General features: G+C 65.7%; 8 protein-coding genes. 5 read left to right on the top strand and 3 right to left on the bottom strand.

Translation table 11 applies throughout. The features are described 5' to 3' along the window. Positions 1 to 117 precede the first annotated feature (117 nt). Genes OZ411_RS20795 through OZ411_RS20785 form a run of 3 tightly spaced genes read right to left on the bottom strand, consistent with a single transcriptional unit; the run spans position 118 to position 3,978 of the window. Positions 118 to 1,245, bottom strand: a complete 1,128-nt coding sequence (locus tag OZ411_RS20795; RefSeq protein ID WP_282529452.1) for a nickel/cobalt transporter — start codon at positions 1,243 to 1,245, stop codon at positions 118 to 120. Beyond that, complete coding sequence (locus OZ411_RS20790) at positions 1,242 to 1,877, bottom strand: DUF1007 family protein (RefSeq protein ID WP_282529451.1); 636 nt, start codon at positions 1,875 to 1,877, stop codon at positions 1,242 to 1,244. The genes OZ411_RS20795 and OZ411_RS20790 overlap by 4 nt, the downstream gene beginning before the upstream one ends. 10 nt (positions 1,878 to 1,887) lie before the next feature. Beyond that, entirely contained in the window at positions 1,888 to 3,978 is a 2,091-nt protein-coding gene (locus tag OZ411_RS20785) for a M3 family metallopeptidase (protein WP_282529450.1), read from the bottom strand. Positions 3,979 to 4,121: 143 nt separating this feature from the next. Between OZ411_RS20785 and OZ411_RS20780 the strand changes: the two genes are divergently transcribed. The 5 genes from OZ411_RS20780 (at position 4,122) to OZ411_RS20760 (ending at position 7,562) form a co-directional block, all read left to right on the top strand. Continuing rightward, a complete protein-coding gene (locus tag OZ411_RS20780; protein WP_282529449.1) occupies positions 4,122 to 4,382 on the top strand; it encodes a hypothetical protein in 261 nt (86 codons plus the stop codon). A gap of 656 nt (positions 4,383 to 5,038) precedes the next feature. Continuing rightward, on the top strand, positions 5,039 to 6,181 hold the full coding sequence (locus tag OZ411_RS20775; RefSeq protein ID WP_282529448.1) for a type III PLP-dependent enzyme: 1,143 nt from the start codon (positions 5,039 to 5,041) through the stop codon (positions 6,179 to 6,181). Positions 6,182 to 6,301: 120 nt separating this feature from the next. Beyond that, positions 6,302 to 6,892: an N-acetyltransferase gene (locus OZ411_RS20770; protein ID WP_282529447.1), complete on the top strand. Its 591-nt coding sequence runs from the start codon at positions 6,302 to 6,304 to the stop codon at positions 6,890 to 6,892. 11 nt (positions 6,893 to 6,903) lie between these two features. Continuing rightward, positions 6,904 to 7,074 (top strand): hypothetical protein, encoded by a 171-nt coding sequence (locus OZ411_RS20765; protein WP_282529446.1) that lies wholly within the window; start codon positions 6,904 to 6,906, stop codon positions 7,072 to 7,074. A gap of 98 nt (positions 7,075 to 7,172) precedes the next feature. Then, on the top strand, positions 7,173 to 7,562 hold the full coding sequence (locus tag OZ411_RS20760; RefSeq protein ID WP_282529445.1) for a RidA family protein: 390 nt from the start codon (positions 7,173 to 7,175) through the stop codon (positions 7,560 to 7,562). The last annotated feature ends 37 nt before the right edge of the window (positions 7,563 to 7,599 follow it).

The raw sequence follows: 7,599 nt of genomic DNA, 5'->3' as shown, positions 1-7,599 counted from the left end.
TGGGGCTCGAAGCCTTCCAGCGCATCAAATTTGGTACCAGTCTGGCGCTCCGCGATGTGTGAATCGGACAGGCGAAGAGCGGGGAGAGGTAACTCCCGAGGCCGCTTCCGCGGCTCGTCACATAAAATAGGCGCAGGTCGGCGGCTCGGTGGCGAGATAGCCGAACAGCAGCCCCAGCCCGAACAGCAGCACCAAGCCGGCGGCGCCGAACTCGATGCCGCGCATGAAGAGCATGCCGCTGCCGTCACGGCCGGCGCTGACGCGTTGCGCCAGGCCGCGGGCGGAGACGGCGAGGATTGCGATCGTCGCCACCGTGATCGCAGTGCCGATCCCCATCACGAAGGTCGCGGCGATGCCGGCCCAGAACAGGCCCTGGGCCAGCGAGAATCCCAGCACCAGGATCGCGCCCGAGCAGGGCCGGATGCCGACGGTCACGATCGCGCTCAAACCGCGGCGCCAGCCGCCGGGGCCTGCGAGCTCGCTTGGCTCGGGCCCGTGCGAATGGCCGCAATGCTCGTCATGGACATGGGCGTGAGCGTGGGCGTGGGCGTGCTGGTGCCCAACGCCATGACCGTGATCGTGATGATGATCATGGCTGTCGTCATGATGATGGTCCCGATGATGGTGACCGTGATCATGGCGACGAAGTGGGACGCCGGCGATGGCCGGCTGCGGCACATGCGCCTGCAGCGCGCGGAAGAAGCCGCCGCCCTTGCTCCAGACCAGCCGCGCGCCAAAGGCCGCAATCAGGGCATAGCTGGCGATCTCGATCACTTTTTCCGCGCCGCACGAGGTTTTCGCGGTGGCGTTGAGCAGCCAGGCGCCGATGACGACGAACACCACGGCCACGACTGCCTGCAGCAGGGCCGAGGCAAACGACAGCGCGATGCCGCGCCAGGCGGTTTCCCGGTTGGCGACGAGATAAGAGGAGATCACGGCCTTGCCATGGCCGGGACCGGCGGCATGGAAGATCCCATAGGCGAAGGAGACCCCGAGCAGCGTCCAGACCGCATAGCCATCGGTCTTGGCCGCACGGATGGTCGAAGAAATCTCTCGGTAGAACTCGCCCTGCTTGGCGAGCAGCCAGCCGATGATACCGCCGACCTGCGGCTCGGCCGCCCGTCGCGGGGCCCCGAACGGATTTTGCGCTGATAGCGCATGCATCGCGGCATCGGCCAGCACGAAGGCTGCGAGCGCCACGGCGGCAATCGCCAGGCCCCGCGCGAAAGACGATCCCTGCTTCATGGGCACTCCACCACGATCTTGTTGGCGAACATCGCGCCGAAGTTGGAGCTATCGCCGTTCAGGAAGTTCTGCTCGCCGAGCTGTTGCGCGCTCGCGGTGCCGTCATTCGGCCGCTGGAATTGCAGCTTGCAGTCGGCTGGTGCGCCAACCAGCTTGACCGGGTCCTTGTCGGCATATTTGAAGTCGATGAAGAAGGCGGGGTCGAACACTTCGAGCGAGAGCTGCCTGGTCTTGAACGGCGTCTTCGCCGGCAGCGTGAAGTGCAGCGTCAATTCCGTGTTGTTGTATTCGAGGAAATAGTCGATCGGTTCAGTGAATTTCTGCTTCCTGCCGTCGGCCTTGGCGAAGGTGAAGTAGGCGTATTCATTCAGCGACTCGACATTGGTCTGGGCGAGCGGCGCCAGTTCCTCGCGGGTGTAGGCGCCCTTGGTCTTGGCCTCGATGCCCTGCAGCGCATAGGTCGAGAACATGTCGTCGAAAGTCCAGGCGTGGCGGACGCCGGTGATGGTGCCGTCGGGCGCATAGATCACCTCGCTCCTGGCGGTGATCCAGACATGCGGGTGGGCTTGTGCGGCGGCCGCGCCGAACATTACGGCTCCGGCGACCAAGAGGCCGAGCCAGTTGCGGGACATGCGCCTCACTTCAGGCGGCCTCGGCCGTCTCAAGCAGCCCGCGCCGGCGGAGCAGCGCATCCGGCTCCGGCTCGCGGCCGCGGAAGGCGACGTAGGCCTCCTCCGGATCGCGCGAGCCCCCCGACGAATAGATGTCGTCGAGCAGGCGCTTTGCGGTCGCGGGATCGAAGATATCGCCGGCCTCCTCGAAGGCGCCGAAGGCGTCCGCGTCCATCACCTCCGACCACATGTAGCTGTAATAGCCGGCGGCGTAGTGGTCGCCGGAGAAGATGTGGCCGAACTGGGTCGGCCGGTGCCGCAGCGCGATCTCGGCGGGCATGCCGATCTTCTCGAGCTCCTGCTTCTCGAAGGCCCTGATGTCGCGGCTGGCTTCGGCCGGCTGGGTGTGGAATTCGAGGTCGATCAGCGCCGAGGAGACGAACTCCACGGTGGCAAAACCCTGGTTGAACTTTCGCGCGGCGAGGAAGCGCTGCAGCAGGTCGTCCGGCAGCGGCTCGCCGGTCTGGTAGTGCTTGGCGAAGCGCTGCAGCACCTCCGGCCGCTCCTGCCAGTGCTCGTAGAGCTGCGACGGTAGCTCGACGAAATCGGTAAACACCGAGGTGCCCGACAGCGAGGGATAGGTCACGTTGGACAGCATGCCGTGCAGGCCGTGGCCGAATTCGTGAAACAGGGTGCGGGCATCGTCCGGCGACAGCAGCGCCGGCTCGCCGCCCGCGCCCTTGGCGAAATTGCAGACATTGATGACGAGCGGCGCCACCGCGCCGTCGAGCTTCTGCTGGTCGCGCAGCGAGGTCATCCAGGCGCCGGAGCGCTTCGAGGGGCGGGCGTAGTAGTCGCCATAGAACAGCGCCTTGTGCTTGCCGTCGCGGTCCTTGACCTCCCAGACCCGGACGTCCGGGTGCCAGGCCGGGATATCCTTGCGCTCCTCGAAGGTGACGCCGAACAAGCGGGTGGCGCAGTCGAAGGCGGCCTCGATCATGTGGTCGAGCACGAGATATGGCTTGATCGCGGCGTCGTCAAAATTGGCGCTGATCTGCCGGAGCTTCTCGGCGTAGTAGCGCCAGTCCCAGGCCGCGAGCGTGAAATTGCCGCCCTCCTCCGCGATCAGCGCCTGCATCGCGTCGCGATCGGCGAGCGCCCGCGCCCTCGCCGGCTTCCAGACCCGCTCCAGCAGGCCGCGCACGGCCTCCGGCGTTTTCGCCATGGAATCCTCGAGCCGGTAGGTGGCGTAGTTCGAGAAGCCCATGATGCCAGCGGTCTCCTCGCGCAGCGCCAGGATCTCGACGATGGTCTCGTTGTTGTCGTGGGCGTTGCCGTTGTCGCCGCGCGCGGTGAAGGCCTTGAAGACCTTTTCGCGCAGGTCGCGTCGGTCCGAGGTTTTCAGGAACGGCTCGACCGAAGAGCGCGACAGCGTCACGATCGCCTTGCCGGCCATCCCGCGCTCTTCCGCCGCAGCCTTGGCGGCGGCGACAAAGCTGTCCGACAGCCCGGCACGGTCGTCCTCGCCGAGCTCCATGAACCACTCCTGCTCGTCGCCGAGCAGATGGTGGCTGAAGCTGGTGCCGAGATGGGCGAGCCGCTCGTTGATCTCGGCCATCCGCGCCTTTGCGGCCTCGTCGAGGCCGGCGCCGGCGCGGCGGAAGCGGGTATAGGTGCGCTCCAGGAGCCGCAATTGCTCCCCGCTCAGGCCGAGCGAGGCGCGGTTCTGGTGCAGCAGCGCGATGCGGCCGAACAGCACAGCATTCATCATGATCGGGTTCCAGTGCCGCGCCATCCGCAAGGAGACTTCCTTGTCGATCTCCAGGATCGCCGGGTTCGAATGCGCCGACACCAGGTCGTAGAACACCGCCGCGACCTTGGAGAGCAGCTTGCCGGAGCGCTCCAGCGCGGTGATGGTGTTGGCGAAGTCCGGCGCCGCCGGATCATGGACGATCGCGGCGATCTCGGCGGAGTGATCGGCAAAGGCCTGCTCGAAGGCGGTGAGGAAATGCTCGGGCTTGATCTCGTCGAAAGGCGGCGTCTCGAACGGCGTCTGCCAGCCCTGCAGCAGCGGGTTGGCCGAGCCTTGCGAGGCACCTGAAACTTGCGAGCTTGCCGACATGCGAAATCCCGTTTTTGTCCCGGATATTGCGGCAATGTATACCATGTCCTGCGGCAATTTTGGGCCTTTTGCGCTTGATCGCAGGGCCCATTTCAGGGACATTGCGCCCCTTAAAAAGGACCTTCTTCCATGAGCCTGCTTCCATGAACCCGCAGCCCTCCTCCACCGGCAACCGCCAGATCGCCTGGCCGAGCGTGATCACCGTGATCAGCGCGGCGATCCTGATCGGCGCGGAAGTGTTCGGCGCGGCCTTCGCCGGCGGCTGGGCGCTCGCGATCCTGTTCGGGCTCGAGGACACCGCCGCGCACATCCTGCAAGCGGTGCTGTTCGCGCTCGGCGTCCTCGTGATGATCGCGTTCATCCGCGCGGCGCAGCGCATCGAGCCGTTCACGCGGCGCGCGTGAGGCGCGACTGCGAAAACACTGTGGCAGAAGGCTCCAAACGCGCAGCCGACTGCTAGCTTCTCTTAACGGCCGTTCATGTTCGGCGCTTCCGCGCGTGCAGCGACAAACGATCGCAAGCTCGCGTTAGGGAAATCTGCGCGCATCGGAAAAAAATTCTTGCGCGGCTGAGTCAAAACACTTATTTCCAACCTTGCCCAATTTCGCACGTGCCTGTGGTCGTGTGTCAGTCGGTAGGTATCCGGACAAGAGGCCGGACAGCCGCCAAGGGATGAAGAACCGAGGGTCGCCTCTGATGCGGCCAGCATCTCTCTCAAGGGATGCCGATGAAGGTCTCTCCATCTCTTGCAACCGTGACTGGCAGCCGGAGGCGAACCGGCGCACCCCGCTCTCAACGGGGGACGCGACTTAAAGCAACGACGGAGCGGGCTTTTTTGGTCTCTACCGGCATTCCAACGCCGGCGCGGGCTACTGAAAAGGCTTGTCCTTCATTGCCAGGTGAGCGGGCGGGAAATCTCCCAACCAATCCACGGCAGCACAGTCTGGTTTGAGTTTTTTGGCTTCGTTGCGCCTCCATCGCGCGATGCGGCCAGAGGGCTCCTATCCGACGTCTTGTTCTTGAAATGCGGCCCCGTCGCTGGGGTCGTTGGGAGAGTGCCATGACCGAGCGCATCCAGGAATTCCTGCGTCACCGCCGCAGCGAGGGCCTCGACACCGAGCCGTGCCTCGTCGTCGACCTCGAAGTCGTGCGCGACAACTACCAGAGCTTCGCGAAGGCGTTGCCGGACAGCCGCGTGTTCTACGCGGTGAAGGCCAACCCGGCGCCGGAAGTGCTGTCGCTGCTCGCCGCGCTCGGCTCCTGCTTCGACACCGCGACCGTTGCCGAGATCGAGATGGCGCTGGCCGCAGGCGCGACGCCGGACCGCATCTCCTATGGCAACACGATCAAGAAGGAGCGCGACATCGCGCGTGCCTTCGCGCTCGGCATTCGCCTGTTCGCGGTCGACTGCGCCGCCGAGGTCGAGAAGGTCGCCCGTGCCGCTCCCGGCGCGAAGGTGTTCTGCCGCATCCTCTATGACTGCGCCGGCGCCGAATGGCCGCTGTCGCGCAAGTTCGGCTGCGACCCGGAGATGGCGGTCGACGTGCTCGACCTCGCCAAGCGGCTGGGACTGGAGCCGGTCGGCATCTCCTTCCATGTCGGCTCGCAGCAGCGCAAGGTGAAGGCGTGGGACCGCGCGCTGGCGATGGCCTCGACCGTGTTCCGCGACTGCGCCGAGCGCGGCATCAACCTGTCCATGGTCAACATGGGCGGCGGCTTCCCGACCAAGTACCTGAAGGACGTTCCGCCGGTCGTGCAGTACGGCCGGTCGATCTTCCGGGCGCTGCGCAAGCATTTCGGCAACCAGATCCCGGAGACGATCATCGAGCCTGGCCGCGGCATGGTCGGCAATGCCGGCATCATCGAGACCGAAGTCGTTCTGATCTCCAGGAAGAGCGACGAGGACGAGGTGCGCTGGGTCTATCTCGACATCGGCAAGTTCGGCGGTCTCGCCGAGACGATGGACGAATCGATCCGCTATGCGATCCGCACCCCGCATGACGGGGCGGACATGACGCCGTGCGTGCTCGCTGGCCCGACCTGCGACTCCGCCGATGTGCTGTACGAGAAGCTGCCGTATCCGCTTCCGGTGACGCTCGAGATCGGCGACAAGCTGCTGATCGAAGGCACCGGCGCCTATACGTCGACCTACTCGTCGGTGGCCTTCAACGGCATCCCGCCGTTGAGGACCTACCACATCTGATCTGCCTTTAAGGATCGACGAACCAGGGAGCCGGCCTGCCGGCTCCCTCCCCGACATTTCGAATTCTGAACGACGCTTCCACCGGTGCGCCCCGCCGCTGGAAGCGGGGACTGACGTGCCATGACTGCTTTGCGGAAGACCACCGTTGCCCTCACCCCGAGCGCCGCTCCGTTCGCGATCCGTGCGGAGCGTTCCTCGGACGTCGAGGCGCGTGAAATGCTGCTGGATGCCTGCTTTGGCGAGAACCGCCATCAGCGCACATGCCAGCGCCTGCGCGACGGACGCGCGCCCGCCGAAGGCCTTGCCCTGTCGGCGGTCGCACGTGGCCGGCTGGTCGGAACGTTGCGGTTGTGGCACGTCAGCGCCGGGGGCAGACCCGCGCTGATGCTGGGGCCGCTGGCGGTGGATTCCACCTGCCGCGGCCTCGGCGTCGGCGCCGCGCTGATGGATCGCGCGATCGAGATCGCACGGGCGCGCGGCCATGGCGCGGTGATCCTGCTCGGTGATGCGCCCTATTACGCCCGCTTCGGCTTCTCGTCCGAGAAGATGGGCGACGTGGCGCTGCCCGGCCCGTTCGAGCGCGAGCGGCTGCTCGGCCTCGAACTTTCCGAGGGCGCGCTCGACGGCGCCTGCGGCATGGTCGCCGCGACCGGCGCATTGCTGCTCAAGCGCAAGGCACGCGCATTGCGCGCCGTGCCGCAGGCCGCGTGACGGTTGCGATCATGGCCGAAGATCTTCCCGCAACCAGCGACGTCGCGCGTCCAGTTCTGCGCAGCGTCATCACCACCATCGTCCTGATCCTGATCTCGGTCATGATCGTCAGGGACATCTTCGTGCGCCGCTGGAGCTCGCCGTCCGCGCCCGCCGCCGACACGACCCAGCACTCCCGCTAACCCGCGAGACCAGAACCGAAGGTTGCGCGGGCGGGAAAATCCCGTAAACCCGCGCAAGTACCCTTATGTCGCGCAACGCTGAGAATAGGAGGTCCTGAATGTCCCGCCGCCTGATCTTGACCGGCTCGCCTTTCGAGAAGACTGCCGGCTACAGCCGCGCCGTGATCGACGGCGATTTCGCCTTCGTCGCTGGAACCACCGGCTATGACTACACGACGATGACGATGCCTGATGATGTCACGAGCCAGTCACGGAACTGTTTCAAGACCATCGAGGCCGCCCTGAAGGAAGGCGGCTTCGCGCTGGCCGACATCGTCCGCGCGACCTACTACCTGACGGACGCCAAGGACGCGGATGCCCACTTCGCGGTCTGCGGCGAGTTCCTCGGCGACATCCGCCCGGCCGCCACGCTCTTGATCGTCGCAGGGCTCTACAAGCCCGAGATGAAGGTCGAAATCGAAGTCACCGCGAAACGACGCACTGCCTGATCCATTAACGTCCACCAACCATCCACCCGCTCGAGCC

The sequence above is a fragment of the Bradyrhizobium sp. Arg237L genome (genome assembly GCF_029990105.1).
In the GTDB taxonomy this organism is placed as follows: domain Bacteria; phylum Pseudomonadota; class Alphaproteobacteria; order Rhizobiales; family Xanthobacteraceae; genus Bradyrhizobium.
This window is presented reverse-complemented; position numbering and strand designations above follow the sequence as displayed.

What these genes read in the sequence shown, in the direction of transcription:
- OZ411_RS20790 (WP_282529451.1), bottom strand. Translation starts at nt 1,877, where the DNA reads ATGTCCCGCAACTGGCTCGGCCTCTTGGTCGCCGGAGCCGTAATGTTC.
- OZ411_RS20785 (WP_282529450.1), bottom strand. Translation starts at nt 3,978, where the DNA reads ATGTCGGCAAGCTCGCAAGTTTCAGGTGCCTCGCAAGGCTCGGCCAAC.
- OZ411_RS20780 (WP_282529449.1), top strand. Translation starts at nt 4,122, where the DNA reads ATGAACCCGCAGCCCTCCTCCACCGGCAACCGCCAGATCGCCTGGCCG.
- OZ411_RS20770 (WP_282529447.1), top strand. Translation starts at nt 6,302, where the DNA reads ATGACTGCTTTGCGGAAGACCACCGTTGCCCTCACCCCGAGCGCCGCT.
- OZ411_RS20775 (WP_282529448.1), top strand. Translation starts at nt 5,039, where the DNA reads ATGACCGAGCGCATCCAGGAATTCCTGCGTCACCGCCGCAGCGAGGGC.
- OZ411_RS20760 (WP_282529445.1), top strand. Translation starts at nt 7,173, where the DNA reads ATGTCCCGCCGCCTGATCTTGACCGGCTCGCCTTTCGAGAAGACTGCC.
- OZ411_RS20795 (WP_282529452.1), bottom strand. Translation starts at nt 1,245, where the DNA reads ATGAAGCAGGGATCGTCTTTCGCGCGGGGCCTGGCGATTGCCGCCGTG.
- OZ411_RS20765 (WP_282529446.1), top strand. Translation starts at nt 6,904, where the DNA reads ATGGCCGAAGATCTTCCCGCAACCAGCGACGTCGCGCGTCCAGTTCTG.